Below are 24,607 nucleotides of genomic sequence, written 5' to 3'. Positions count from 1 at the left end.
CCTCTTACTTGGTCACATTTTTATCAATCAACAAGACATCATCGGCAGTACCAGAAAGTTTGATGTCATCTGCAATCTTGACGTTTTCCGCCACAATAACATAATCTAATTGAGCGTTTTCGCCAACAGAAGCGCCAGGAAGAATGACGGAATTTTTAACGACTGCACCCTCGTTGATGATAGCATCGGTTGACACCACTGAATGCTCAACTGTTCCATCAATGATAGCACCCTTGTCGATGTAGGCATTTTGAACACTTGCTAAGTCGCCAATCACTTGAGCAGGAGAACCAGAGTCTTCTGAGTAGATCTTCCAAGAAGGATCTGACAAATCCAAATCACTGGAGTGATCAATCAAGTCCATGTTAGATTCCCAGAGGCTGTTGACAGTCCCCACATCTTTCCAGTACCCACGGAATGGATGTGCGTAGAGGCGTCTACCATCTGCCAAATATTTCGGAATGATGTCGTGACCAAAGTCATGTGTCGATGTTTCGGATTTATCGTCTTCCTGCAAGTATTTTTTAAGGGATTTCCAGGTGAAGATATAAATCCCCATGGATGCCAGATTACTCTTAGGATGAGCTGGTTTTTCTTCGAATTCTTCGATACGGTAGTTCTCATCCGTATTCATGATACCAAAACGAGAAGCCTCCTTGATAGGAACCTCAATAACAGCGATTGTAGCATCAGCATTATTTTGCACATGAGAATCCAAAAGTTTATCGTAGTTCATTTTATAGATGTGGTCGCCTGATAGAATGAGAACATACTCAGGTTCATGCAAATCGATAAAATCAATATTTTGAGTGATAGCATCGGCAGTCCCTTTGTAGAGACCAAAACCTTCAATTTTTTCTCGAGGTGGGAGAACGAAAATTCCAGATCCTTGAACATCCAGACCCCAACGTTGGGATTGGGCAACATAGGAGTTGAGCTGAACAGACTCATATTGGGTCAAGACGCCCACAACGTCAATGCCAGAGTTTGCACAATTACTCAAGGGGAAATCGATGATACGATACTTACCACCGAAAGCGACAGCTGGTTTTGCGACTTTTTTTGTCAAGCCCTCAAGACGCGTTCCACGTCCGCCGGCAAGAATCATCGCCAATAGTTTGTTATGTGCCAAAATAATCACTCCTTTTTTTAATATATCTCTATTGTACTATAAAAAGAAAAAAAGTGAAAGCGTTTACCGACAAATTACGAAATTATTTTCATTTTTGTGCCAGAAAGTTTTCAACTTTTTTCAGTGCTAGATATATAAAAGGATAAAAATGGTAAGATAATAGCAGTTTTTACATTTCTTGAGGAACTTCCTCTAAGAGGTATTGGATAAATTTTTCGCCCATGTAAGACAGATTTGTCTTCTCATGCTGGATATAGATCAATTCAATCGTATCATCATAGTCCAAAGGAATGGCAACAATATTATCACCGTTGAGGTTACTATTTAAAATACCGGTCGCAATTGTATAACCATCCAAGCCAATCAAGAGATTAAAAAGTGTGGCACGGTCGGATACGATAATGGATTTTTTGTGATGTTCCTGAGAGAGAATTTCCTCTGAGAAGTAGAAGGAGTTATGAATTCCTTGTTCATAGCTGAGGTAGGGAAAGTCCACCAGGTCTTCCAAGCGGACAGAAGTTTTTTCGGCAAGAGGATTGGATTTGCTGACAAACACATGGGGCTTGGCTGTAAAGAGAGGGGTGTAGGTCAGTCGATTGTCATCCAACATCTTGACCAAAACATCTCTATTGAAATCATTGAGGAAAAGGACGCCGATTTCAGAACGGAAATTTTTCACATCATCGATAATCTCCCAGGTCCGAGTTTCCCGCAGAAAGAGCTGGTAGTTCTCCATATCCGTCTTTTTTAGAAGACTGACAAAGGCGTTAACAACAAAAGCATAGTGTTGAGAAGAGACACTAAAGAGCTCTCTCTTGCCATCAGGCTGTTTGTAGCGTTCTTCCAAGAGTTCTGTTTGCTCCACCACTTGTCTGGCGTAGGATAAAAACTCGATACCATCTTTTGTCATGGTGATACCTTTGGGATTACGGTGGAAAATTTCAATTCCCATCTCTTTTTCTAAGTCCTTAACCGCATTTGAAAGGCTCGGTTGGGTAATAAAGAGTTGCTTGGCTGCTTCGTTCATAGAGCCAGTTTCAGCAATTTTGATGATATAGTATAATTGTTGGATTCTCATATAATAAGTTTATCATATTTTTATGGATTTTGGAGAAAATCTATTGCTGTGATTTTATGCAAAAACCGAACGATAACATTTAGACAAGAAAATAGGAAAAAATGATCGTTTTAAGGTCAATTTTTTGTAAGCTGAACCATGGATTTTTCTTGAAAAAAGCCTTGAAATGTGTTATTATTACACAATACGGGCTTAAAAGTCGTTTTAGATTAGGAGAATATATGTCCAGACATTTACGAAATGAAAAAAAAAGTAAATCAACAAGTAAAACTTGGTTAGGAATCAATTCAGCTTTCTTGTTCTTATACACAGTTCTTGCAGGTTTCTTTATCTTCAAAATGTATTCACATCATTTTCTTGCTTTCAGAAACGTTAACCACATTCTAACGGCTGTTCTGATCGCTATTTTTGTGTTTGCAGTCATCTTACTCCTGCTTAAAAAAGCTAAAATATTCACAACCATTTTTTTATTGCTCTTTACTCTGGTATCGGCGGCAGGACTTTACTTTGTGCAGTCCACAGTTCAAGTTGCTGAAAAACTCAACAAAACAGCCTCCTATTCTGAAATTGAGATGAGTGTTGTGGTTCCAACTGGAAGTACGATTCAAGATATTTCTGAAGTCGGGCAGCTGCAGGCGCCAACCAATAATGATGCAGAAAATATCCAGGCCCTGCTTTCAGATTTGAAAACCCAGAAAAATTTTGCGGTAGTTCCAGAAACAGTTGAATCTTACCAAAAGGCTTACGAAAATCTTCTATCAGGTTCTAGTCAGGCCATGGTTCTGAATAGTGCCTATTCCAGCCTTTTAGAATTAAGTGATGCGGACTATGCATCAAAAATCCGCACACTCTACACATATAAGATTACTAAAGAAGTTAAATCAGATGCAACCAATGCACAAAATACCAATCCAAATGTCGTCAATATCTACATCAGTGGAATTGATACTTATGGAAGCATCTCAACCGTATCCCGTTCGGATGTCAACATCATCATGACCGTCAATATGGATACCCATAAGGTCCTCTTGACAACGACACCACGGGATGCCTATGTACAAATCCCTGATGGTGGAGCTGACCAATATGACAAGCTGACTCATGCTGGTATCTATGGTGTTGAGACCTCCATGAAGACCCTTGAAAATCTCTATGATGTTGATATTGACTACTATGCGAGGATTAACTTTACCAGCTTCATGCAGTTAATCGATGTACTATGTGGAGTTGAAGTCAATAATGATCAGGCCTTTGTGAGCAAAATAGGAAATTACGAGTTTCCACAAGGAAAAATCACTCTGAATTCTGCACAGGCATTAGGTTTTGTCCGTGAGCGCTATTCGCTACAAGGCGGAGATGCTGACCGCGGTCGCAATCAGCAGAAAGTGATTGCTGCCATCATTAATAAATTGGCCTCTGTCAACTCTATTACCAACTTCTCAAACATTATCAATAGCCTACAAACATCTATCCAAACCAATATGCCACTCGATACCATGATGCAGTTGGCTAATACCCAATTGTCGTCTGGAAGTTCCTTTGTGGTAACTTCTCAGGATGTTACGGGGACCGGCTCTACAGGTCAGTTGCCGTCCTATGCGATGCCATCTGCGGCCCTCTATATGATGAGCTTGGATGAAACAAGTGTGGAAACGGCTAAACAGGCTATTAAAAATACCATGGAAGGAAATTAATCGGAGTCATGATTGATATTCATTCACATATTGTATTTGATGTTGATGACGGACCCAAAACCCTTCAAGAAAGTTTGGACTTGATTGGGGAAAGCTATTCGCAAGGGGTTCGAACCATCGTTTCGACTTCTCACCGGCGAAAAGGGATGTTTGAGGAACCTGAAGAAAAAATCTTTGAGCATTTTTCCATTGTCAAGGAAGAAGCAGCGAAACTCTACCCTGATTTAGTGCTGCATTTCGGCGGTGAATTATATTTCACCAATTCCTTACTTGGAAAGATTGAAAAGAAATTGGTGCCCAATATGGGGAATACTCGATATTACTTGATTGAGTTCAGTATGACCACCTCTTGGAAGGAAATGCATACCGCTCTGAAAAATCTATTGGCTATTGGTGTCACACCCATTATCGCTCATATCGAGCGCTACAATGCACTTGAGTTTGAGGCAAAGAGAGTTCAAGATTTGATTGACATGGGTTGTTATACCCAAATCAATAGCTCTCATGTCCTGAAAGCTAAGTTATTTGGCGATAGGCATAAGGTTTTTAAGAAACGAGCACGCTACTTTTTGGAGGAAAATTTGGTTCATTGTGTTGCCAGTGATATGCATAATTTGGACAGCCGAAAACCGTACATGGCTGAGGCTTATCAAATTATCCAAAAGGACTTTGGACAAAAGAGGGCCAGCGAACTATTCCACACCAATCCACAAATTTTATTAGAAAATGACTATTTATAGGAGATATTATGAATACCACGGACAATACGAGTATCGAGATTGATATTCTTTACTTGCTCAAAAAACTTTGGCAAAAGAAAGTGCTAATTATTTTTAGTGCCTTATTGTTTGGTTTAGTGGCCTTAGTTTTCAGTGCCTTTGTTGTAAAACCAACCTATACTTCTTCAACAAGAATCTATGTTGCCAATCAGACGGCCGGCACTAATAACTTGACGGCACAAGATTTGCAGGCTGGTTCCTACCTTGTAAATGACTACAAGGAAATTATTATTTCTGATTCCGTTTTGTCAGATGTCATCAATAGAGAAGGGTTGACAATGGCAGAGGGTGATTTGCGAGGAATGATTCAAGTGTCAATCCCAAATGATACTCGGATTATCACGATTTCTGTTAATAGCAAAGACCCTCAAGATGCTCAGCAATTGGCAAATAGTGTACGAGAAATTGCGGCGGAAAAAATTAAGGTTGTTACAAAAGTTGAAGATGTAACGACGATTGAAGAAGCTAAAGTTCCTACTTCACCATCATCTCCAAACATCAAACGGAATGTAATGCTGGGAGCCTTAGTCGGAGGTTTCATTGCAGTTGCTTTTGTTCTGTTGCTTGAAGTTCTGGATGACCGTGTACGACGTCCAGAAGATGTAGAAGAAGCACTTGGTCTAGTCTTAATCGGTGTAGTACCAGATACGGAGAAGATGTAAGGAGAAAGAAATGTCACAATTTACTCTTGGAAGAGCCAAGGCTCAAATGGTTAAATCCATGGAGGAATACTATAATGCGATTCAGGTCAATATCCAGTTTAGTGGAAGTGAGCTGAAGGTTATCACAGTAACCTCTGTTCAGCCAGGTGAAGGAAAGTCAACTACTTCAACCAATTTGGCTATTTCCTTTGCAACATCTGGTTATAGAACTCTTTTGATTGATGCTGATATTCGTAACTCGGTGATGACAGGTACTTTTAAAGCTGAAGAAGTATATCATGGATTGACAAGCTATTTATCTGGTCATGTTGATATGTATCAAGTAATCCATGATACAAGTGTACAAAATCTGAACATTATTCCAGCTGGACAAGTTCCTCCAAATCCAACAACCTTGCTTCAAAATGCGCGCTTTGAAAAACTGTTGGAATACGTCCGTGAACGCTTTGATTACGTCATCATTGATACTCCGCCAATTGGGCTAGTAGTTGATGCTGCCATTGTTGCTCAAAAAACAGACGGAAGTATCTTAGTTACTGAATCTGGAGCGATTAGTCGTCGTTTTGTGAAAAAAGCTGTGGAACAAATGGAACAGAGTGGTGCCCAGTTCTTGGGTGTTATCCTCAACAAAGTAGATACAACAAAAGATAAATATGGTTCATATGGTGCGTATGGTGCCTATGGTAACTATGGAAATTATGGTAGAGAACCAGAGATGGATTCTTAATAGATACACAATTAGGTAAATTTGGAAATATTGGGATTTGAAAATGAAAATGAATAACTTAAAAAGAACAACAAAAAGGTTCATTTTAATAGGAATTGATGCAATGTTATTATTGATAGCATTGCAGCTTTCGTATGGTTTCATTGATTTTTTTGCAAGTGTCAGTTTTGACAAGTTTCTTATCACTTATGCAGTACTCCTAGCATCCTATTTTAGTGTTGCATTTAAATTCAAAATATTTTCAATTATTAACCGATATACGGACTATAAAGTACTACTAAAATTATCTATTTCAGTTACTGTTGCCTATGTCATTGTTTTAGGAAGTTCCTTCTTTTTTCCTTCTTTTAGTTATCGCTTCTTATTCTTAGGCTGGTTTTTCTCAATTCCAATTCTCATGCTCCCTCGTATTATATGGCGAGTAATCAGTGAAAAAAATGAGCGTAGTACTGGTACAGGAACTACTGAAAAAGTCAGAACCCTTGTCATTGGTGCAGGTTCTGGTGGAAGTTTGTTTGTCAAGACAGTATTAAGTGGTAAGAGCGATATTGAAATAGTCGGGATAGTTGATGCTGACCCTAACAAATTAGGAACTTATATTCACGGTATAAAGGTATTGGGAAATCGAAATGATATCCCTCGAATTGTGAACAACTATGATGTTCAACAAGTAACCATTGCCATTCCATCACTTAATGGTACAGAACGGGAAAAATTGGTTGAAATCTGTAATGACCTTCATGTGACGGTCAACTCCATGCCTAGTGTAGAAGATGTAGTGGTTGGTAAAGTATCCACCCAACAGTTGAAAGAAATTGATATTGCTGATTTGTTAGGTCGGAAAGAAGTGTTCTTAGATCAGAGCCAATTTAATCGTTACTTTACAGGAAAAACTGTTTTGGTCACAGGGGCAGGTGGATCGATTGGGTCAGAAATTTGTCGTCAAATTTCCAAATTCCATCCCAAGAAGCTTCTTTTGATGGGACATGGTGAGAACTCTATCTATTTGATTCATCGTGAGTTAACAACTCGCTATAAAAATAGTTTTGAAATCGTCCCAGTGATTGCAGATATTCAGGATCGGCAGCTCATGTTTCATCTTATGAATGAATTCAAGCCTGATTTTGTCTATCATGCAGCAGCTCATAAACATGTTCCATTGATGGAGTATAACCCAAAAGAGTCTGTCAAAAACAATATATTTGGGACAAAAAACATCGCAGAAGCTGCGAAGGCTGCTGGTGTTGCTAAGTTTGTTATGGTATCAACTGATAAAGCTGTTAATCCCCCAAATGTCATGGGGGCAACAAAACGAGTTGCCGAGATGATTGTAACAGGTTTAAACGAAGAGGGAAAAACTCAATTTGTTTCTGTTCGCTTTGGAAATGTACTTGGCAGTCGCGGCAGTGTGGTCCCAGTTTTCAAAGAGCAAATTGCCAAAGGTGGCCCGCTAACGGTTACAGATTTCAGAATGACTCGCTACTTTATGACCATTCCAGAAGCTAGTCGTCTGGTTATCCAAGCTGGTTACTTGGCTCAAGGTGGCGAAATTTTCGTGCTGGACATGGGAGATCCAGTCAAGATTGTTGATTTAGCTGAAAAAGTTATCAAGTTAAGTGGACATACTGTTGATGAAATCGGTATTGTTGAATCAGGCATTCGTCCGGGTGAGAAGCTCTATGAGGAGTTGTTGTCATCTGATGAACGGATCAGCGATCAAGTTCATGAGAAAATTTTTGTCGGTAAAGTAACTGCTAAGCCATTGTCTGAAGTTGAAGCTTTTATTGAAGGTCTACTAGACTTGGACAATGCCACATTGAAAGAAATGTTAGTTGAATTTGCCAAACAATAATATAGGAAAGTTAGGAGAAGAAAAATGAGTAAGATGAATATTCCATTTTCTCCACCAGATATTTCTCAACTGGAAATTGATGAAGTGGTAGACACCTTACAATCTGGATGGATTACTACGGGTCCAAAGACGAAAGAGTTAGAACGTCAATTATCTGATTTCACAAGAACCAATAAAACGGTCTGTCTGAACTCTGCAACTGCTGGTTTAGAGTTGATTTTGAGAGTCTTAGGTGTAGGTCCGGGCGATGAGGTAATTGTCCCTGCAATGACTTATACAGCTTCATGCAGTGTTATTACTCACGTGGGAGCTACTCCAGTGATTGTTGACATTCAAAAAGATGGTTTTGAGATGGACTATACTCAGCTGGAAGATGCAATTAATTCTAAGACAAAAGTTATCATTCCAGTTGAACTTGCCGGCATCCCCTGTGACTATGAGAAATTGTATGAGATTGTTGATCGCAAGGCCAGTCTGTTTAAAGCAACTACTAAATGGCAAAAAGCCTTTAATCGAGTCATTATTGTATCCGACAGTGCGCACGCTCTAGGAACAGTCTATAAAGGAATACCAGCGGGTAGTATAGCAGATTTTAGTTCTTTTTCATTTCATGCTGTTAAAAATTTTACCACTGCTGAAGGTGGTAGTGTCACCTGGAAACGATCTGATAAGCTTGATGACGAGGAATTATACAAAGAATTTCAAATGTACTCCCTTCACGGTCAAACCAAAGATGCTCTGGCAAAAACAAAACTAGGTTCCTGGGAGTATGATATTATTCTTCCAGCATACAAGTGCAATATGACTGATATCATGGCTTCGATTGGGCTTGCCCAAATGAAACGCTATCCAGAGTTACTTAACCGCCGAAAAGCGATTGTTGAACGATACGATGCCGGCTTCTCTGGAAGTAGCATTAAAGCTTTGAAACATCAAGGAGCAGATTATCAGTCCTCGATGCACCTCTATATTACACATATTGAGGGAATCGATTTAGAGCAGCGAAATGCTATTATTGAACGGATGGCTGAAGCAGGGATTGCTTGTAATGTCCACTACAAACCTCTTCCCATGTTGACAGCCTACCGAAATATAGGTTTTTCTATTGAAGATTACCCAAATGCCTATGATTACTTTGTCAATGAGATCACATTGCCTCTTCATACCCAGCTAAGTGATGAAGAAGTAGATTACATTATTGAAAATCTAAAAAATATAGTAGAAAGTGTCAAACATGTATAAGCATATTTTTAAGAGATTTTTTGATGTTCTGATTTCTTTATTGTGTCTACCAATCTTTTTCATCATCCTGCTCATTTTTGGTCCGCTTATTTACTTCTCTGACAAGGGTACCATTTTTTATAATGCTGAGCGCCTTGGGATGAATGGCACAGTTTTTAAAATGTATAAATTTCGTTCTATGAAATTGAACGCACCAGATATTCGTAATGAAGATGGTTCCACCTTTAACTCTGAAGATGACCCCCGTTTGACAAGTATCGGAAAATTTATTCGCAAAACAAGTATTGATGAGGTCCCTCAAATTTTAAATGTATTAAAAGGGGATATGAGTATTGTCGGACCTCGTCCAGATTTACCTGAACACTTTAATGCTTATTCGGAATCTGAAAAAAGAAAGTTATCAGTTCGACCTGGGATTACAGGGTACAACCAAGCGTATTTTAGAAATACGATTCCATGGAAAGAACGGATCCAGAATGATATTTATTACATTGACCACTTATCATTCTGGATGGATATCCGTGTTGTCTTCAAAACTGCTTGGTCTATTCTAAGTCGGAAATCAGTATTTATAGAAGTCGAGGAGAAGAATGAGCAGTAACTCATTTGATTATACATATCTGAATTGGGATTCTGATTTTTTTGGAGTTTCGTCTGGACGCATAGTTTTAAAAGAAGAAATTTCAAGCTCAAATCAAAAGCTGATTCAAGAAAAACTGCTGGAGAATCAATTTACAGTCATCTACAATGAAAACAATCTAGCAGCAAATAATATCTGGCTTGGAGAAGAAACTTCAGCTAGTCTAACAGATATCAATGTTCAATTTTTAAAAACATCAAAAGAGTTTTCTCAGGAATCGGTTGAGCATGTCATTATATCAAATGCTTTACCTACCACGGATGATATTCTTGAGATTGCGAGCCAATCTTTTAATTATTCTCGTTTTTTTAATGATCCTTATTTGAATAAAGACAAGGCTAGCTTGGTTTACTGGAATTGGGTCAAATCATCTTTTGGAAAAGAAGAAAAATATTTTGCTCAATTTATCCATGATTCGGAGTGTCATGGCTTCATCCTTTTCTCAAAACAAGAAAAAACGATTATAATTGAATTGATTGCAGTCAAAAAATCAACACTTCAAAAGGGAATTGGGACAAAGTTGCTTCAAAACCTAGAGGCTTATGCAAGTAAGTCAGGAGTAGAGAGAATTAAAGTTGGCACACAGATAAATAATGTTGAAGCTATCCGTTTCTATACAAAAAATGGCTATATCTTTCAATCTGCTACAAGTGTTTATCACCATTGGATAAAAAGGAGTTGAGATGAAGAAGGTTCTTATCGTGTCAACGGTTAGCCGTCAATTTTATTTATTTGAACAAGTCAATATTCGTGTTTTAAGGGAGCTCGGATACGAAGTACATGGAGCGGCCAACTTTGATGATAGAAGTGAACGATTAAAAGAAGTGAATATTATTGAACACCATATTCCTTTTCAGCGTTCCCCTTTTTCAGTTGCCAATTTCAAAGCCTATAGAGAATTATTGAAATTAGTTGAAAAAGAGAAGTTCGATATCATTCATTGCCATGCACCTGTGGGTGGTGTACTTGGCAGACTGGTTGGAATGAAGTTTCCGAATACCAAAGTTATCTACACAGCTCATGGTTTTCATTTTTACAAAGGCGCATCAATACTAAATTGGCTCCTGTTTTATCCGGTTGAAAAAATTCTATCTAAGTACACTGATCAGTTAATTGTTATCAATCATGAAGATTTTGCTTTAGCTAACAGTAAATTTAAGATGAAGAAATTGGATTTGGTATCTGGTATTGGAGTGAATTACAACAAGTTTACTCCTGTTTCGATTCAAAAAAAAGTTGAAAAGCGAACCCATCTTTCGCTGACAGATAGAGATTCTGTTTTAATATATGTAGGTGAGCTCAGTAAGCGGAAAAATCAGATGGTGTTGATTGAATCAATGGCGGACATCCTAAAAAAACATCCGAATACCTATCTGTTACTGGTTGGTCGAGGATCATTAAAATCTGAATACAAAGAAAAAATTTCCAATTTGGGGCTTTCTGAACATGTTCGTTTATTGGGCTATCGCGATGATATTGCAGAATTGATGCAGATATCTGATATTGCCCTGTCGAGTTCTTTGCAAGAAGGTTTGCCGGTCAATTTGATGGAAGCTATGGGAACTGGATTGCCACTGATTGTTTCAAACTGTCGTGGAAATAGTGATTTAGTTGAAAACCAGGTGAATGGTATGATTGTTTCGGAGAACACAAAAGAAGATTGGACCAAGGCCATTTGTGAACTGCTGGATGCCCCGCAGTGTTTGGAACGTTATGGGCAAAGTAGTCTTGAGAAATCAACCATGTATTCGGAAGAAACAGTGATGAAAGAGATGCATGAAATTTATAACAGATAAATGGACTCACAACTAGAAAAAGTATTTTAGGAAAATCGATTCAAGAAAAGGATGAATAATGGAATCAAGTGATTTAAAAATTGTGCAAGACTATCTGCTTGAAATGGTTCTGGACATCACAGAACTGTGTCATCAAGCAAATATACCCCTATATGCAGTAGGGGGGACGTTGCTAGGTGCTGTCAGATATAAAGGCTTCATCCCGTGGGATGATGATTTGGATTTTGCACTAAGAAGAAGTGATTTGGTTAAGTTGTCAAAACTCATAGAGGACTCTGATAAATACGACCTCCACATTCCCAAGATTGATTCGACAGGAAATTACGTTCGTTTTCCCAAAATTTTACGAAAAAATTCTATTTTTAAACAGACCCATGATGAGGTTGCTTTTGACCAACGTCTTTTTATTGATATTTTTACCATTGAAAATGTTCCGGATAATGGTATTCTAAAAATGATTCACGGTATCCAGTCTGAATTTCTTTCCATGCTTGGTTCGTATGTATTCTTTACAACAGATGGTCGGTTTCTGCTTGACAGAAAATCGAAGCCAGCTCAAATACTGGTAAACTTAATTGGTAAATTCTTTGGTTTTAAATCCTATAGCTACTGGAATGCTAAGGCTTTTGAATGTTTTGGGAAATACCAGCATAAACAAACTAAAAACATTACCCTCCCTGGAGGCGCTAAACATTACTTTGGGGAAATTTTACCTCAATCTGTCTTTGGAAATGGTAAGGACATCGACTTCTGTGACCACCAGATTTGTGCTCCAGTAGAAATACATGCCTATCTATCAAATCGGTATGGTCCAGATTATATGACACCTCCAAGTGTTGAAAATCAAATGAACCATGGTATCGTTTATTTTAAAGTAGATGGAAAGGAAATCATCAAATGATTACGGCATTACTAACAGCAGCAGGAACAGGGACAAGAATGGGTCAAGACATTCCCAAGCAATTTCTTCATGTGAACAATAAACCTATTATTATTTACACGATGGAAGTGTTTGAAAATGACCCAAACATTGATGGTATTGTTGTAGTGACATTGGAAGCTTGGGTTGAAGTTGTTCGAGCATATGCAAAGCAGTTCAATATCACAAAATTGAAGGATATTGTTGTCGGTGGCAATACGGGACAGGAATCGATTGCGAATGGTATTCATTCGATTGTCAATTTTGCGGGCAATGACTCCACTGTTTTGATTCACGATGGCAATAGACCCCTAGTTTCTTCAGAAATTATTTCAAGTGCTGTAGCGACTTTCAATAAATACGGATCGGCAGTTGCTGCCATTCCGACTGTTGAAGCGGTATTTACTAGTCATGATGGGCTAATCAGTGAAGAATCCTTGCCTCGGGAACTGCTTTACAGGACTCAGACTCCCCATCTTTATCCTATTTCAGAAGTGCTGGCAGCACATGAGGAGGCAAAAGAGAAAGGGATTAGCAATACAGCAGCCACATGTGTCTTGATGCACGAATTAGGAAAGAAAGTGTACTTCTCAAAAGGAGCGGAAACGAATCTTAAAATCACGACTGTGGAAGATTTGTTAATCTTTAAAGCATTATTATCAACTAGGAAGGATGACTTTATCCGTTGAGACCATTCAATAAAGATAATTACTTTTCTTCTTTAAATAAAATTGTAACAGAGGAAACAAAGAATTTTTTTAATAAATCAATCTTGATTACGGGTGCCAACGGTTTAATCGGTGGCACTTTGCTTGATTTTTTTCTATTCTTAAACTCAGAATATCAAGCAAATATTTCTCTGTCAGTTATCGTGCGGAGTCGTCTGGATGTTCACGATTTTTTTCGCGATCAGGTTATTAACCAGATGATTCAGTCCGTTGAAGAACCTATTCACTTTGCATCTGATTTAGATTATATCTTTCATGCAGCCAGCAATGCTCATCCAAAAGCCTATGATTTGTACCCTGTGGAGACAATTATGACGACAACGATGGGAACAATGAATACGCTAGAACTAGCAAGAGAAAAGGCGGCCAAACTTATTTTTGTTTCAAGTTCAGAAGTTTATGGAGAACTACCTGAAAAAGCAGAGTTTCATCTTGAAGATAAATATGGAATGATTGATATTTTGTCCCCGCGCTCATGCTACTCTGAAAGTAAGCGATTGGCTGAAACGATGATTGCCTCCTATATTAAAGAATTCGGTGTCGAAGCAAATATTGTGCGTCCTGCCTATATTTATGGAGCGAGATTTTCTGAGACCAATACTCGGGCTGATGTTGACTTTATAAAAAAATGTCTCTCAAAAGAGAATATTGTCATGAAATCTAAGGGAACTCAGAAGAGATCTTACTGCTATGTCTTGGACTGTGTATCAGCGATGCTAACGGTTGCTCTAAAAGGAGAAGTAGGTGGAGCTTATAATATCTCCTCTGATTCGGGCAATGTGCGGCTAGTTGATTTTGCACAGAAATTAGCTGAGATTGCTGATGTCGAATTGATGTTTGAACTTCAAAATACAGATTCGGGTTCTCCAGTGCAAAACTCTCTTCTTTCAAATCAGAAATTAAAAGCCTTGGGTTGGGAAGAAGTCTTTGAATTATCCGATGGTCTCCAGGATACCTTTAGAAATATTCTGGTTTCACCAATCAAGGAGATATAATGAAAAAAATTGCAGTTATTCTGTCTACATATAACGGTGAAAAATATCTGAAAGAGCAGATGGATTCTCTACTCTCACAAGAAGGTGTTGATATAACTTTATTTGTCCGCGATGATGGTTCTACAGATAGGACAGTAGAGATGATTCAAAGTTATTCTGATAAAATGGACATTTTGCTTTTTAAAGAGAGTAATGTTGGTTTTGAGCGTTCTTTTAGGGCGGCAGTTTTGAAAACTGAAGGCAGATCATTTGATTTTTATGCTTTTTGTGACCAAGACGATATCTGGTATGAGGACAAGTTAGCTAAAGGAATAGATTATATAGAGTCGCTGGGAAATAATGAGCCTATCTTATATTGTTCAAATCAACAGATTATTGATGAGCTAGGGCAATTTATCCGTGATGAAGAAGATAAGCAGAACAAGATTACGAAAGAATCTTCGTTATTTGCTTTAAATCAACGCGGGTGTGTGATGGTTTGGAATGATAGTTTACACACACATCTAAAGGCATCCTATCAAATGATGGATACAAATGAATTTATTCCTGCGCATGATACATGGATTACAATCCTTGCTTATGCGCTTGGACAGGTTTATATTGATAATGCTAGAACAATGGGGTATCGTGTCTCCACACACAATACAGCTGGAAGTTACATTGGTCTGACAGGACGGATTGGCTATATTTGGAAAAAATTAGGAATGGTCTCTCAGAAAAGGAAACACCAACGTACCCAACTGTCTCAGTTATTACTGACTTATTTAGAAACAGTTCCAGCTAGCGATAGCGGTTATATTCGTGCCTTTCTAAAGTCACAGAGTTCTTTTATTCAGTCAAGTAAATTTGCTTTTTCTTCACGCCAATATTTTCAAGGGATGAGTAAGAAGTGGGTAATTCTGACAAAGCTTTTAATATTATTTAGGAGGGTTTAACAATGAAAGTTCTAATCAGACTTTCAACTATTTTTGCCATCCCAATTATCGCGCTTCAGTTTATTCTATTTTCTTTCAATACTGCTAATGGTGACATGGCACTGTATTTGATTCGATATAGTAATGTTGGAAGATTGGGACCGGGATATTTTGGTAATTTAGTGGATATCGGTTTTAACTATTTTATGTCATTTGCACATAGATTCAACTTAGACTACCAAGGTTTTCTTATATTATGTGGGATTTTAATCTTTTCCATTCTTATTTTTGTTTGTAAACGATACAATGCAGATTACTTTTATTTTTTCTTTTACTTTTTATTTAGCTTTTTCTTCATCGAAGCAGTTATTTTAAGACAATTCATAGCCAGTGCATTGGTGTCTCTTGCTTTTGTTTTTTTGACTGAAGATAATAAGTGGCAGAAGAACTTGGTATGTTTAAGTTTGCTAGTCCTAGCTAGTTCATTTCATATTAGTGCCCTGCTTAGTTTCTTATATTTTTTCTCCTATAAGTTCAGTTTGAGAAAATTATATTATGGTTCATTTATTGGCCTAGTTCTTAGTTATCCGCTGATAACAATGGCTTTGCCAATTGTTACCAGATTACTGGGGGCAAAATTTGCTCTCTATACAAAAGGGATAGACGCTTCCTTTATTTCATTTTTAGCAAAGGCGATATTTGCCCTTGTTAGTATTTTATTGTTCCAGCTGCTACATGATTACTTTGTGAAGAATTCTCAGTTTTATCAAGCTAAGCACCAAAAGTTGGCATCGTTAGCGTTGAAAGCTACCCTTATTAATACTTTATCCATGCCTCTTATGTTGGTTAATATCAGTTTTGAACGTCTGTTATTAGTTCCAGTTTTTATATATCTGACAACGATAGCTGTATTTTTTAGAATGAAGGCACCATTTACTAGGCAGAGAATCTTTATTATTCTATTGATAGTTGCTTGGATATTTTTAGCTTACCGAATTTTTGTTTGGAGCGATATGAAATATACAACATTCCCTATTTTAACTGAGAATTTATTATGGGGGAACTAGCCATGCTAAAAGAAAAATTGTTCCCAATTCTTTCCAATGCGAGCTATGCAGTAGCCTCAAATTTGATTCAACTAATTATCTCCACTTTAGTCATTCTTGTTCTTCCAAGACTGATTGGAGTGGAGGAGTATGGTTTTTGGCAACTCTACCTTTTTTACGTGAGTTATGTGGGATTTGCTCACTTAGGTTGGATTGATGGTATCTATCTTAAATATGGTGGAAAAGAATATTCAGAACTAGGTGTTTCTAACTTTTATTCTCAATTTATTCTCTATGCTATTTTTCAAGGCCTGATTTCTCTTGGTTTATTCATTCTAATACCATTCATTTCTAGTGGTAGTGACAAAGAATTTATTTTTTTGACCCTATCTATTACACTTTTTTTAACAAATCTTAGATTTTTTATTGTTTATATTCTTCAAACAACCAATCGCATTAAGGAAAGTTCGCGAGTTCTAATTTTTGATCGTCTTATCTATATCTGTTTATTATTAAGTCTTCTCTTATTTGGACAAAGAAATTACCAGATGATGATTTGGGCTGATATCATTGGTCGTTTAATGTCTTTGATGTATGGGATATATTTATGTAGGAGTATAATTTGGAACAAGTTCAGTCTGTTCAAATTAAATTTGTCTGAGATTTTTGAAAATATTAAAGCTGGTAGCAATCTGATGTTTTCAAATATTGCTAGTATGCTCATTATTGGAACTGTTCGGATGGGTATCGAGCGGACCTGGGATGTTGCAACATTTGGAAAGGTTTCCTTGACGTTGAGCATTTCAAATCTGATGATGACTTTTATCAATGCAATCGGTATTGTGATTTTTCCTATGATTAAGCGGATGAAAGAGAAGTATATTCCACTTATCTATAAGGCCTTAAGAGATTATTTGATGGTCTTAATGCTGGGTGTCATGTTGCTTTATTATCCTTTAAGATTCTTTTTAGATGGCTGGCTGCCAGCCTACAACGATAGTCTGAAATATATGGCTTTAGTCTTTCCAATGTCTATCTTTGAAGGAAAAATGTCTCTACTAATCAATACTTATTTAAAAGCTTTGCGAATGGAGAGGGTCATTCTAGGAGTTAATGTTTTGACAATGTTATGCAGTTTTGCTTTAACTATTTTGACCACGATGATTTTTAAAAATATTGAGCTGGCAATTGGAAGTATTGTCTTATTGCTTATGTTTAGATGTTTTTTGGCAGAGTTTTTGTTATCTAAGAGGCTAAAAATTGAGATAGTAAAGGATGTTTTTCTTGAAATAGCTATGGCACTTATTTTTATAGTTACTGGATGGACCTTGTCTATTTTAGTAGGCTTTCTCATTTATTTTTTCAGCTACAGTCTCTATCTATTTTATAAATCCAGCTCCATCAAAAAAGCGACAACAAATATAAAAACCATCTTGAAAGAAAGTTAAGGTAACACATGCAAAGCAATCGTTCAAATAATCTAGATTTACTGAGAATAGTTGCTACGATATCTGTTATCGTGATTCATGTCAACTACCAGTTTTTCCAATTTAGGTATCAATCGCCACAGTTTGAAGTCAATTATGTTGTTCAAAGTAGTTTGAACTTGATAACTCGTTTTTCAGTTCCTGCTTTTGTTATGTTATCTGGCTACTTTATATTAAACAATGCTGCTAATAGTGATATAAAAAGTTTTTATAAAAAATCAAGCTATAAAGTCCTTTTTCCAACGATACTTGTCATCTTTATATACTTCCTTTTTTCTCTTTTAAATGCCTTTTTAAAACATGAAAGCTTGCTCCTTCCTATTAAAGGAATTTTAAGTGGGAATTTCAATAATTTGTGGTATATGTACATGTTAATGGGCTTGTACTTGATAACACCTTTCGTTATTCTCGTCAAGGAAAGGGTTAGCAGGAGAACTTTTACATTTGCAAGTATCGTATTGATGATTTGGGCTATGCTATCTCAGATCACCTCCAGTTCTACCATTTCTTATAATTTGGGAATTGTTTTTGCATTCCTTCCCTATTATATGATTGGTAGCCTGTTTTATGGTGAGAATAAGAAGGTGGCTTCGAAAAATGTTCCTATCAAACTTGCAGCATTAATATGTTTATTTTTGATAACGTTCGGTATTCGATTTATGGGATTTGATTTTTTCCTTTTTGATTTTCAATCAAATTTCTTTTCTCCAGCTATTGTACTATTTTCAATACTAACCTTTAGTCTATTCCGTTCATTATCTATTTCTACTAATCTAACAAAACTTTCTACCCTTACTTTTTATATCTATCTATTCCATACACTAGTGTATAAAATTTTATTTTCACTTTCCTTTTTGAATGTGGAGAATGAACTTCTGATGATTCTTATAGTCTCGATTTTGACTTTCTTGATTAGTCTTATTATCTCAATGGTTTTTGTGAGGCTACTTGAATTCATTGAGAAAAAATTCGACTTGAAGAATAAGTGGTACAGTTGTAAAATTTGGTCCTGATGATTGTGAAGGTCCTCCGATCTCTTTACCAGCTCTCCCTTGACCTTCCCTCTTTTTTAGGCTATAATGCAGGTAAGTATAACCTTTAACGAAGTCCTGTGAGGCTGGCAAGGTGGATGGTCTGCGGACTAATCAAGTGAGAAGAAGATGGAGTTTTTGTGAGCTCTGCCCTTTCATGAACCTTGCCCTCGGGGCGGGGTTCTTTTTTGTGGAAAGGAAAAGATTATGACCAGTGGTTGCCACACCAAACAACAGTTTTTGAAAGAGGATTTGACCATCGTTGGTCAGAGGGAGATTGCTCCTCGCATTTTTGAGATGGTCCTGGCTGGACAAATGGTTGCGGAGATGGAAGTAGGACAATTTCTGCATCTGCGCGTGCCGGATCCAAGTAAGCTCCTGCGCAGGCCCATTTCCATCTCGGAGATTGATAAAGAAAAGGGTCAGGTGACCATCGTCTACCGAGTTGAGCGGGCTGGGACGGCTATTTTGTCTGGCTTGGCAACTGGTGACTCGGTGGATACCATGGGTCCTCAGGGCAATGGCTTTGACCTTTCCTTTCTGGAGGCTGGCCAGCGGGCTCTCTTGATTGGCGGGGGAATCGGTGTTCCTCCCCTTGTGGAGACAGCTAAGCAGCTTCAGGCCAAGGGCGTTACGGTGACTTCGGTCATTGGTTTTGCCACTAAGGATGCGGTTATTTTGGAGGAAAAGCTGCGCTCCTATGGTGATGTCTATGTGACCACGGATGATGGCTCCTATGGGAGAACGGGCTATGTGTCTACAGTCGTGGATGAATTGGACTGGCAGCCTGATGCGGTTTATTCCTGTGGGGCTCCTGGTATGCTCCGATATGTAGACAGCAAGTTTGAGAATCATCCCCATGCATACCTATCTATGGAAGCACGGATGGCCTGCGGGATGGGGGCCTGTTATGCCTGCGTGGTGCCCCTGCGTCATCAGGACCAGGCTGCCAACCAGCGGGTCTGTGAAGATGGTCCTGTCTTTGAAACAGGTACTATTGTCTTATAGGAGGAAGGGTTTATGTCAAAAAATCGTTTAGCCATCCAGCTGCCAGGTTTGGACTTGAAAAATCCCATCATTCCAGCCTCGGGCTGCTTTGGTTTTGGGCAAGAATATGCCAAGTACTATGATTTAAACAAATTGGGCTCTATCATGATTAAGGCCACCACCCAGCATGCCCGTTTCGGCAATCCAACTCCACGGGTAGCTGAAACCCCATCTGGCATGCTCAATGCCATTGGCTTGCAAAATCCTGGGGTGGAGGCTGTTTTGGCGGATAAATTGACCTGGCTAGAGGAGCATTATCCAGACCTGCCTATCATTGCTAATGTAGCTGGTTTTTCAAACGACGAGTATGCCTATGTATCTGAAAAGGTTTCTCAGGCTCCAAATGTCAAGGCTATTGAGCTAAACATTTCCTGTCCAAATGTGGACCATGGCAATGCGGGTCTCCTCATCGGGCAGGTTCCAGAATTGGCCTATGCGGCAGTCAAAGCTAGTGTAGAGAACTCAGCAGTGCCTGTCTATGTCAAATTGACCCCCAGTGTAGCGGATATCACCACTGTGGCAAAGGCAGTGGAAGAAGCAGGGGCGACTGGTTTCACCATGATCAATACTCTGGTTGGCACCCGCTATGATTTGGCGACTCGCAAGCCCATCATTGCCAATGGTCAGGGCGGCATGTCAGGGCCAGCTGTCTTTCCAGTGGCGCTCAAACTCATTCGTCAGGTAGCCCTAGCTTCCGATCTGCCCATTATTGGGATGGGCGGGGTTGATTCGGCAGAGGCGGCTATCGAGATGATGATTGCCGGAGCATCTGCCATTGGTGTTGGGACGGCAAACTTTACGGACCCCTATGCCTGCCCAACCATCATCGATGACCTGCCGACTGTCATGGATAAGTATGGAATTTCTGATTTGGAAAGCTTGCGGGCGCAAGTAAGGGCTTCTTTGAGAAAGTAGGGATTTATGGTATTTGCGACAGAAGACCAGGCCTATGACTTGCTGGATAAACTTCATATTTCCTATGATCGCCATGACCATAAGGCTATTACCTCAGTTCAGGATTTGGACTTTACCCTGCCTGGTCAACAGGTGAAAAATCTCGTCTTGAAAACCAAGAAAAGCAGAAACTTTTACATGGTCATTCTGCATGACGAAAAACAGGCCAATCTGGCTGACTTAGCGGAGCGCCTGGGCGAGAAGCGTTTGTCCTTCGCCAGTGATGAGCAACTGGAGGAACTTCTCCATGTACCCGCGGGGACTGTAACGCCTTTTGGGCTTATGTTTGATGGTGAAAAGCGGATTCAGGTGATAGTAGATGAAGCAGTGGACCACTCTCTGACGGTTGGTTTTCATCCTTTTATAAACTCAACCACCCTCAACATTGCCTACTCAGATTTTGAAAAAATCATGAACTACCTAGGTCATTCCATTCGGATTGTGGCATGTTGATCTTGTGGCAAAGTTGAAGGAATTTCTATGGCTTGAAAACATTGCAAAAGAGGTTGGAATTGCTGCCAATCGGTCGGGCCAATGGCGCTATCGAATTGGAGATTACCGAGTCATCTGTGAGATAGTAGATGAAGAGGTGGTTGTGCTTGCGCTTACCCTTGGTCGTAGAAAAGACATTTAATAAGCCCATAACACTCTGTTTTACCTTGACATTTGATGACCATCTTGTTACAATGTTGGTAATTAAATAACCTTTAATCATGTCCAGAGAGGCATCAAAGGTCTACAGGAAAAGGGTGCAGTGTACCCATATTTTGTGTAGCCTCGCCCTCTTTGGCGAGGCTTTTCTATATCTCTTAGCGATTGCAAATCCGAAGGATACAGCAGAGCTTAGAGATATTGATGCAGTTCGAGCTGGGCTCGGACTAGGTTCCGGAATGGACTCCACGTGAGTCGTAAGTCTGAAAGGAGAAATATGAGAGAATCACGTCCCATTATTGCCCTGGATTTCCCATCGTTTGATCAGGTCAAGTTTTTCTTGGCTCGCTTTCCGTCAGATGAAAAACTCTATGTCAAGATTGGGATGGAGCTCTATTATGCTGTCGGTCCTGAGATTGTTCGCTATGCTAAATCGTTGGGACACTCGGTATTTCTGGACTTGAAACTCCACGACATTCCCAATACGGTCCAGTCAGCCATGGCAGTTTTGGCCAAGTTGGGTGTTGATATGACCAATATTCATGCGGCTGGTGGGGTTGAAATGATGAAGGCTGCTAGGGCTGGTTTGGGTACTGGTCCCAAACTGATTGCGGTGACCCAGCTGACCTCCACTTCAGAGGAGCAAATGAAAGACTTTCAAAATATCCAGACCAGTTTGGCAGAGTCTGTGGTCCACTATGCTAAAAAAACCGCAGAAGCGGGTTTGGATGGCGTTGTCTGTTCAGCCCAAGAGGTGGAGCTGATCAAGCAGGCAACAACTGCGGACTTTATCTGTCTGACACCAGGCATACGGCCTTCTGGTGCAGCAGTCGGTGACCAAAAGCGGGTCATGACACCAGCAGCAGCTCGAGCCATCGGCAGTGATTTCATCGTGGTTGGCCGCCCTATCACACAGGCTGACGATCCGGTTGCGGCCTACTTACAGATTAAAGAGGAATGGAATGCTGAATAAGAGGTACAAAGTCCTTGTTGATAGGTCAGTAGGTTATCAGGATTCCTTCGGAACCATTTACCCCATTAACTACGGCTATATTCCGGGGTTGCTAGCGGGAGATGGTGAGGAGCAGGATGCTTATATTATCTCTGATTCAGTCAATGGTCCACTCTCTACTTTTGAAGGAAAACTTGCTGCTATTATTCATCGCCGTGATGACGTTGAAGACAAGTTTGTTATCACCAGTCAAGATGAAATGCTGACAAAAGAGGGTATCCAAGAAGCAACGCATTTTTTGGAGCAATATTTCGATTCATGGATTGAACTCATTTAGGAGGTAAAAATGGGAAGGGTCATTTCAAAGGATGTCATTTTAGATGGCTTTACTTATCGTTACAATGATGGTAAGACAGAGCATTTTCTCAAAAATGTCTTCCTTCAAGGCTACAAGGGGGACAAGGGTTCGCGGATGGAGCCGACCTTCCTTGGGGGTTACAGGGTCATTCGCTATGATGGCCATAGAGAAAGCGCACGGATTTAAACATAGAAAGCAGGGAAATTTATGACATTAGCAACAGAAATCGCATCACACCTTTTAGACATTAAGGCCGTTTATCTGCAGCCGGATAATCCCTTTACCTGGGCATCAGGCATCCAGTCGCCGATTTACACGGACAACCGTGTGACCCTTTCTTATCCAGATACCAGAACCTTGATTGAGGATGGATTTGTCCAAAAAATCAAGGAAGAGTTTCCTGATGTGGAGGTCATTGCAGGTACGGCAACGGCCGGGATTCCACATGGAGCCATTATTGCAGACCGGATGGACCTGCCTTTTGCCTATATTCGCTCTAAACCAAAGGATCATGGGGCAGGAAATCAGGTGGAAGGTCGTATTTTCAAGGGCCAGAAAATGGTGGTTATCGAAGACCTGATTTCGACTGGAGGCTCTGTTTTGGATGCTGTGGCAGCTGCTGAACGGGAAGGGGCCGATGTTCTTGGTGTGGTGGCAATTTTCACTTATGAATTGCCAAAAGCTGAGGAAAACTTTGCTAATGCTGGGGTTAAACTGGTGACTCTGTCCAATTACAGCGAATTGATCAAGGTAGCTAAGGTACAGGGATATATCAATGCTGATGGTCTGACCTTGCTCAAAAAATTCAAGGAAAACCAGGAAAACTGGCGAGATTAATAAGAGGCGCACGAAGGTGCGCCTTTTTTGTGAAATATGGTTTCAACTTTTCTCTTGTGTCTTGATATTCCATCTTTAATGGGATAAACTATCCCTAGAAAGCAAAATTTTGGAGGTATTCAGATGACAAATTCCATTAAAAAACAAGCAACTCCGCCAGCAACCCAGTTTTATGGTGCAGACGCCTTTGGAGCAAGGGATGAAACAGTCCTTCGCTGGTTGGGAAATTCTGGTCTTCATATCAATAGTCGTGGGACTAATCTGATGATTGACCCTGTGGTGGAAGATTTTGACATGCCGCTCTTGATTGAGATGCCCATCACATCTGACAAGATTCCTCATTTGGATGCTGTTTTGATTACCCATGATGATAATGACCATTTTAGCAAAAGCTTCCGTGTCAATACAAAAGAGACTGTTGACCTCTATCACGCGCCCCACTTTGTGGCAGACTTGATTAGGAAAGAAGGCCTCCTTGCCCAAGGCCATGACATTGGTTCTACTTTTTCAGTTGGGAATGTGGAGGTTGAGGTGACTAGGGCCTGGCACAACTGGAAAAGTGATTTTCCAAAATATGGCCGTAAGTACGCCGTGGAGGATCTATGCGGCTTCTATATTCGGACTGAGGATGGTTCTATCTACATTCCTGGTGATTCAAAAGCCCTTCCAGAGCAATATGAAATGCCTGCGCCAGATGCCATTTTCTTTGATTGGTCGGACAATTTCTGGCATATCGGCTTCCAAAATGCAGTCCGCCTGGCCAATACCTATCCAAATGCCGATTTGATTTGCCAGCACTGGGGAACGGTGGATGCTCCAGACATGAATACTTTCAACATGGACCCAGCTGACCTCTATGAAAAGGTCACAAATCCTGAACGTATCCAGGTTTTGGCTGCTGGACAACCCTTTACACTGACCAAAAAATAAGGAAAAACGCTGACCTTGAACCGTACCCCAAAAGTTAGACAGACAAAATCTAACTTTTGGGGTGTTATTTTTATGAAATTGAGCTATGAAGATAAAATCAAAATCTATGAACTACGTCAAAGTGGCCAGTCTATCAAGACCTTGTCAAAACAGTTT

The 24,607-nt window shown here is 39.5% G+C and carries 27 protein-coding genes; 25 read left to right on the top strand and 2 right to left on the bottom strand.

Annotated elements, in window-relative coordinates; translation table 11 throughout:
• Positions 1-4: 4 nt before the first annotated feature.
• Complete coding sequence (locus ACEYCN_RS08175; protein WP_373713793.1) at positions 5-1,132, bottom strand: glucose-1-phosphate adenylyltransferase; 1,128 nt, start codon at positions 1,130-1,132, stop codon at positions 5-7.
• Between the two features lie 169 nt (positions 1,133-1,301).
• Positions 1,302-2,210, bottom strand: a complete 909-nt coding sequence (locus ACEYCN_RS08170; RefSeq protein ID WP_373713792.1) for a LysR family transcriptional regulator — start codon at positions 2,208-2,210, stop codon at positions 1,302-1,304.
• A 221-nt stretch (positions 2,211-2,431) separates the two neighbouring features.
• On the opposite strand from ACEYCN_RS08170, the gene ACEYCN_RS08165 reads away from it, so the two are divergent.
• From ACEYCN_RS08165 to ACEYCN_RS08045, 25 genes are all read left to right on the top strand, one after another.
• Entirely contained in the window at positions 2,432-3,904 is a 1,473-nt protein-coding gene (locus tag ACEYCN_RS08165) for an LCP family protein (protein ID WP_373713791.1), read from the top strand.
• A gap of 8 nt (positions 3,905-3,912) precedes the next feature.
• Positions 3,913-4,644: a capsular polysaccharide biosynthesis protein Cps4B gene (gene cps4B / locus ACEYCN_RS08160; protein ID WP_373713790.1), complete on the top strand. Its 732-nt coding sequence runs from the start codon at positions 3,913-3,915 to the stop codon at positions 4,642-4,644.
• Between the two features lie 8 nt (positions 4,645-4,652).
• A complete protein-coding gene (locus tag ACEYCN_RS08155) occupies positions 4,653-5,345 on the top strand; it encodes a Wzz/FepE/Etk N-terminal domain-containing protein (RefSeq protein ID WP_373713789.1) in 693 nt (230 codons plus the stop codon).
• A gap of 10 nt (positions 5,346-5,355) precedes the next feature.
• Positions 5,356-6,072, top strand: coding sequence for a tyrosine-protein kinase (locus ACEYCN_RS08150; protein WP_373713788.1), 717 nt, complete (start codon positions 5,356-5,358; stop codon positions 6,070-6,072).
• A 43-nt stretch (positions 6,073-6,115) separates the two neighbouring features.
• Complete coding sequence (locus tag ACEYCN_RS08145) at positions 6,116-7,924, top strand: polysaccharide biosynthesis protein (RefSeq protein WP_373713787.1); 1,809 nt, start codon at positions 6,116-6,118, stop codon at positions 7,922-7,924.
• Between the two features lie 24 nt (positions 7,925-7,948).
• Positions 7,949-9,166 carry a DegT/DnrJ/EryC1/StrS family aminotransferase gene (locus tag ACEYCN_RS08140; protein WP_373713786.1) on the top strand — a complete coding sequence of 406 codons (1,218 nt, stop codon included), beginning with the start codon at positions 7,949-7,951 and terminating at the stop codon, positions 9,164-9,166.
• Positions 9,159-9,767 carry a sugar transferase gene (locus ACEYCN_RS08135; protein WP_373713785.1) on the top strand — a complete coding sequence of 203 codons (609 nt, stop codon included), beginning with the start codon at positions 9,159-9,161 and terminating at the stop codon, positions 9,765-9,767. Before ACEYCN_RS08140 ends, ACEYCN_RS08135 begins: the two co-directional genes overlap by 8 nt.
• Positions 9,757-10,488: a GNAT family N-acetyltransferase gene (locus ACEYCN_RS08130; protein ID WP_373713784.1), complete on the top strand. Its 732-nt coding sequence runs from the start codon at positions 9,757-9,759 to the stop codon at positions 10,486-10,488. The genes ACEYCN_RS08135 and ACEYCN_RS08130 overlap by 11 nt, the downstream gene beginning before the upstream one ends.
• A gap of 1 nt (position 10,489) precedes the next feature.
• Complete coding sequence (locus ACEYCN_RS08125) at positions 10,490-11,602, top strand: glycosyltransferase family 4 protein (RefSeq protein WP_373713783.1); 1,113 nt, start codon at positions 10,490-10,492, stop codon at positions 11,600-11,602.
• A 58-nt stretch (positions 11,603-11,660) separates the two neighbouring features.
• Complete coding sequence (locus ACEYCN_RS08120; protein ID WP_373713782.1) at positions 11,661-12,503, top strand: phosphorylcholine transferase LicD; 843 nt, start codon at positions 11,661-11,663, stop codon at positions 12,501-12,503.
• Positions 12,500-13,210 (top strand): 2-C-methyl-D-erythritol 4-phosphate cytidylyltransferase, encoded by a 711-nt coding sequence (locus tag ACEYCN_RS08115; RefSeq protein WP_373713781.1) that lies wholly within the window; start codon positions 12,500-12,502, stop codon positions 13,208-13,210. Before ACEYCN_RS08120 ends, ACEYCN_RS08115 begins: the two co-directional genes overlap by 4 nt.
• Positions 13,207-14,244, top strand: a complete 1,038-nt coding sequence (locus tag ACEYCN_RS08110; RefSeq protein WP_373713780.1) for an NAD-dependent epimerase/dehydratase family protein — start codon at positions 13,207-13,209, stop codon at positions 14,242-14,244. Before ACEYCN_RS08115 ends, ACEYCN_RS08110 begins: the two co-directional genes overlap by 4 nt.
• Positions 14,244-15,179, top strand: coding sequence for a glycosyltransferase (locus ACEYCN_RS08105; RefSeq protein ID WP_373713779.1), 936 nt, complete (start codon positions 14,244-14,246; stop codon positions 15,177-15,179). Before ACEYCN_RS08110 ends, ACEYCN_RS08105 begins: the two co-directional genes overlap by 1 nt.
• 2 nt (positions 15,180-15,181) lie before the next feature.
• Positions 15,182-16,225 (top strand): EpsG family protein, encoded by a 1,044-nt coding sequence (locus ACEYCN_RS08100; RefSeq protein ID WP_373713778.1) that lies wholly within the window; start codon positions 15,182-15,184, stop codon positions 16,223-16,225.
• Between the two features lie 2 nt (positions 16,226-16,227).
• Positions 16,228-17,652 (top strand): lipopolysaccharide biosynthesis protein, encoded by a 1,425-nt coding sequence (locus ACEYCN_RS08095; RefSeq protein WP_373713777.1) that lies wholly within the window; start codon positions 16,228-16,230, stop codon positions 17,650-17,652.
• Between the two features lie 8 nt (positions 17,653-17,660).
• On the top strand, positions 17,661-18,704 hold the full coding sequence (locus tag ACEYCN_RS08090; protein WP_373713776.1) for an acyltransferase: 1,044 nt from the start codon (positions 17,661-17,663) through the stop codon (positions 18,702-18,704).
• A 225-nt stretch (positions 18,705-18,929) separates the two neighbouring features.
• Positions 18,930-19,730, top strand: a complete 801-nt coding sequence (locus ACEYCN_RS08085) for a dihydroorotate dehydrogenase electron transfer subunit (protein WP_373713775.1) — start codon at positions 18,930-18,932, stop codon at positions 19,728-19,730.
• Between the two features lie 12 nt (positions 19,731-19,742).
• Positions 19,743-20,684, top strand: coding sequence for a dihydroorotate dehydrogenase (locus ACEYCN_RS08080; protein ID WP_373713774.1), 942 nt, complete (start codon positions 19,743-19,745; stop codon positions 20,682-20,684).
• Positions 20,685-20,690: 6 nt separating this feature from the next.
• Positions 20,691-21,176 carry a prolyl-tRNA synthetase associated domain-containing protein gene (locus ACEYCN_RS08075; protein WP_373713773.1) on the top strand — a complete coding sequence of 162 codons (486 nt, stop codon included), beginning with the start codon at positions 20,691-20,693 and terminating at the stop codon, positions 21,174-21,176.
• A gap of 4 nt (positions 21,177-21,180) precedes the next feature.
• Positions 21,181-21,357: a type II toxin-antitoxin system RelE/ParE family toxin gene (locus ACEYCN_RS08070; protein ID WP_373713772.1), complete on the top strand. Its 177-nt coding sequence runs from the start codon at positions 21,181-21,183 to the stop codon at positions 21,355-21,357.
• Positions 21,358-21,651: 294 nt separating this feature from the next.
• The gene (gene pyrF, locus ACEYCN_RS08065) at positions 21,652-22,347 is read left to right on the top strand and encodes an orotidine-5'-phosphate decarboxylase (RefSeq protein ID WP_373713771.1); all 696 of its coding nucleotides are present in this window, start codon (positions 21,652-21,654) and stop codon (positions 22,345-22,347) included.
• A complete protein-coding gene (locus tag ACEYCN_RS08060; RefSeq protein ID WP_373713770.1) occupies positions 22,337-22,663 on the top strand; it encodes an inorganic pyrophosphatase in 327 nt (108 codons plus the stop codon). Before pyrF ends, ACEYCN_RS08060 begins: the two co-directional genes overlap by 11 nt.
• A 9-nt stretch (positions 22,664-22,672) precedes the next feature.
• Positions 22,673-22,870 carry a hypothetical protein gene (locus ACEYCN_RS08055; RefSeq protein ID WP_373713769.1) on the top strand — a complete coding sequence of 66 codons (198 nt, stop codon included), beginning with the start codon at positions 22,673-22,675 and terminating at the stop codon, positions 22,868-22,870.
• A gap of 21 nt (positions 22,871-22,891) precedes the next feature.
• Positions 22,892-23,521: an orotate phosphoribosyltransferase gene (gene pyrE / locus ACEYCN_RS08050; protein ID WP_373713768.1), complete on the top strand. Its 630-nt coding sequence runs from the start codon at positions 22,892-22,894 to the stop codon at positions 23,519-23,521.
• Between the two features lie 123 nt (positions 23,522-23,644).
• Positions 23,645-24,451, top strand: a complete 807-nt coding sequence (locus ACEYCN_RS08045) for an MBL fold metallo-hydrolase (protein WP_373713767.1) — start codon at positions 23,645-23,647, stop codon at positions 24,449-24,451.
• Positions 24,452-24,607: the final 156 nt, after the last annotated feature.

Origin of the sequence: Streptococcus sp. (assembly GCF_041802885.1) — a bacterium.
Lineage (GTDB): Bacteria > Bacillota > Bacilli > Lactobacillales > Streptococcaceae > Streptococcus.
Note: the sequence above shows the minus strand (reverse complement) of the source record. Positions and strands in the feature narration are given on the sequence as shown.

What these genes read in the sequence shown, in the direction of transcription:
- ACEYCN_RS08170 (WP_373713792.1), bottom strand. Translation starts at nt 2,210, where the DNA reads ATGAGAATCCAACAATTATACTATATCATCAAAATTGCTGAAACTGGC.
- ACEYCN_RS08165 (WP_373713791.1), top strand. Translation starts at nt 2,432, where the DNA reads ATGTCCAGACATTTACGAAATGAAAAAAAAAGTAAATCAACAAGTAAA.
- cps4B (WP_373713790.1), top strand. Translation starts at nt 3,913, where the DNA reads ATGATTGATATTCATTCACATATTGTATTTGATGTTGATGACGGACCC.
- ACEYCN_RS08155 (WP_373713789.1), top strand. Translation starts at nt 4,653, where the DNA reads ATGAATACCACGGACAATACGAGTATCGAGATTGATATTCTTTACTTG.
- ACEYCN_RS08150 (WP_373713788.1), top strand. Translation starts at nt 5,356, where the DNA reads ATGTCACAATTTACTCTTGGAAGAGCCAAGGCTCAAATGGTTAAATCC.
- ACEYCN_RS08145 (WP_373713787.1), top strand. Translation starts at nt 6,116, where the DNA reads ATGAAAATGAATAACTTAAAAAGAACAACAAAAAGGTTCATTTTAATA.
- ACEYCN_RS08140 (WP_373713786.1), top strand. Translation starts at nt 7,949, where the DNA reads ATGAGTAAGATGAATATTCCATTTTCTCCACCAGATATTTCTCAACTG.
- ACEYCN_RS08135 (WP_373713785.1), top strand. Translation starts at nt 9,159, where the DNA reads ATGTATAAGCATATTTTTAAGAGATTTTTTGATGTTCTGATTTCTTTA.
- ACEYCN_RS08130 (WP_373713784.1), top strand. Translation starts at nt 9,757, where the DNA reads ATGAGCAGTAACTCATTTGATTATACATATCTGAATTGGGATTCTGAT.
- ACEYCN_RS08125 (WP_373713783.1), top strand. Translation starts at nt 10,490, where the DNA reads ATGAAGAAGGTTCTTATCGTGTCAACGGTTAGCCGTCAATTTTATTTA.
- ACEYCN_RS08120 (WP_373713782.1), top strand. Translation starts at nt 11,661, where the DNA reads ATGGAATCAAGTGATTTAAAAATTGTGCAAGACTATCTGCTTGAAATG.
- ACEYCN_RS08115 (WP_373713781.1), top strand. Translation starts at nt 12,500, where the DNA reads ATGATTACGGCATTACTAACAGCAGCAGGAACAGGGACAAGAATGGGT.
- ACEYCN_RS08105 (WP_373713779.1), top strand. Translation starts at nt 14,244, where the DNA reads ATGAAAAAAATTGCAGTTATTCTGTCTACATATAACGGTGAAAAATAT.
- ACEYCN_RS08100 (WP_373713778.1), top strand. Translation starts at nt 15,182, where the DNA reads ATGAAAGTTCTAATCAGACTTTCAACTATTTTTGCCATCCCAATTATC.
- ACEYCN_RS08095 (WP_373713777.1), top strand. Translation starts at nt 16,228, where the DNA reads ATGCTAAAAGAAAAATTGTTCCCAATTCTTTCCAATGCGAGCTATGCA.
- ACEYCN_RS08090 (WP_373713776.1), top strand. Translation starts at nt 17,661, where the DNA reads ATGCAAAGCAATCGTTCAAATAATCTAGATTTACTGAGAATAGTTGCT.
- ACEYCN_RS08085 (WP_373713775.1), top strand. Translation starts at nt 18,930, where the DNA reads ATGACCAGTGGTTGCCACACCAAACAACAGTTTTTGAAAGAGGATTTG.
- ACEYCN_RS08080 (WP_373713774.1), top strand. Translation starts at nt 19,743, where the DNA reads ATGTCAAAAAATCGTTTAGCCATCCAGCTGCCAGGTTTGGACTTGAAA.
- ACEYCN_RS08075 (WP_373713773.1), top strand. Translation starts at nt 20,691, where the DNA reads ATGGTATTTGCGACAGAAGACCAGGCCTATGACTTGCTGGATAAACTT.
- pyrF (WP_373713771.1), top strand. Translation starts at nt 21,652, where the DNA reads ATGAGAGAATCACGTCCCATTATTGCCCTGGATTTCCCATCGTTTGAT.
- ACEYCN_RS08060 (WP_373713770.1), top strand. Translation starts at nt 22,337, where the DNA reads ATGCTGAATAAGAGGTACAAAGTCCTTGTTGATAGGTCAGTAGGTTAT.
- ACEYCN_RS08055 (WP_373713769.1), top strand. Translation starts at nt 22,673, where the DNA reads ATGGGAAGGGTCATTTCAAAGGATGTCATTTTAGATGGCTTTACTTAT.
- pyrE (WP_373713768.1), top strand. Translation starts at nt 22,892, where the DNA reads ATGACATTAGCAACAGAAATCGCATCACACCTTTTAGACATTAAGGCC.
- ACEYCN_RS08045 (WP_373713767.1), top strand. Translation starts at nt 23,645, where the DNA reads ATGACAAATTCCATTAAAAAACAAGCAACTCCGCCAGCAACCCAGTTT.